The sequence below is a fragment of the Burkholderia sp. Tr-20355 genome (assembly GCF_017104685.1).
GTDB lineage: Bacteria > Pseudomonadota > Gammaproteobacteria > Burkholderiales > Burkholderiaceae > Burkholderia > Burkholderia seminalis.
The window spans coordinates 1-933 of record NZ_JAAGPK010000392.1; the positions used below are offsets into that span (position 1 = coordinate 1).

At 72.2% G+C, this 933-nt stretch carries 1 pseudogene; it reads left to right on the plus strand.

Annotated features, from left to right (window positions below):
• Positions 1 to 131: 131 nt before the first annotated feature.
• Positions 132 to 723 (plus strand): annotated as a pseudogene (locus G3N62_RS35570) (phosphohydrolase); the annotation flags it as partial.
• Between the last annotated feature and the right edge of the window lie 210 nt (positions 724 to 933).

Consider the following 933-nt stretch of genomic DNA (forward strand, 5'->3'; position numbering starts at 1 on the left):
TTGCGCGGCGTTTGGGCGCCGCTGCGTCGTTTTCTAGCCTGCGCGTGCCGGTGCGCAGGAAACGCCGACGCGCAGGCGCCGCGCGAAACGATCGTTTTTCGGCCCCCGGCGCGGGGCCTGGAGGAGGCAGGATGAAGGTTGCGCGTACGCGCGCTCAGGCAGCGGGCGACGAAGTGGCGGGCGTCGGCATTCCGCGCACGCCGGTTGCGATCGAGGCGGCCGATGCGGCACGCGCCGCGTTGCCGGCCGCGCTCGCCGATCATGCGGGACGCGTGTTCGTCCTCGCGTCGCTCGCCGCGCGTCGCGCGGGCGAACCGTGCGACGCCGATGCGCTGTTCGTGGCCGCGATGTACGCCAACATGGGGTTGAGTTACGCGTACTGCCGTTCGACCGCGCGATACGAAGTCGACGGCGCGGATGCGGCGCGCGCGCTGCTGCTTCGGCATCGCCGGCCGCGGCGCATGCGCGACGACGTGTGGTATGCGATCGCGCTGCATACCACGCCGGGCGTGGCCGCCCGCGTATCGCCGCTCTCGCGCGCGCTGGCGGCGGCCGTCTCGACGGACCTGATGGCAACCGATTTCGACGCGTACACGCTGCAGGAGCGCGACGCGCTGCTCGCCGCTTACCCGCGCGACGGCGGTTTCGCGGAAGCCTTCCTCGAAGCGGTCGCGCGCGGCGTCGAACATCGGGCGCCGTCGACGTTCGGCAACGTGGCGAGCCACGCAATGGCGCTCCATACCACGCCGGGCGTGGCCCCCCGCGTATCGCCGCTCTCGCGCGCGCTGGCGCCGGCCGTCTCGACAGACCTGATGGCAACCGATTTCGACGCGTACACGCTGCAGGAGCGCGACGCGCTGCTCGCCGCTTACCCGCGCGACGGCGGTTTCGCGGAAGCCTTCCTCGAAGCGGTCGCGCGCGGCGTCGAACATC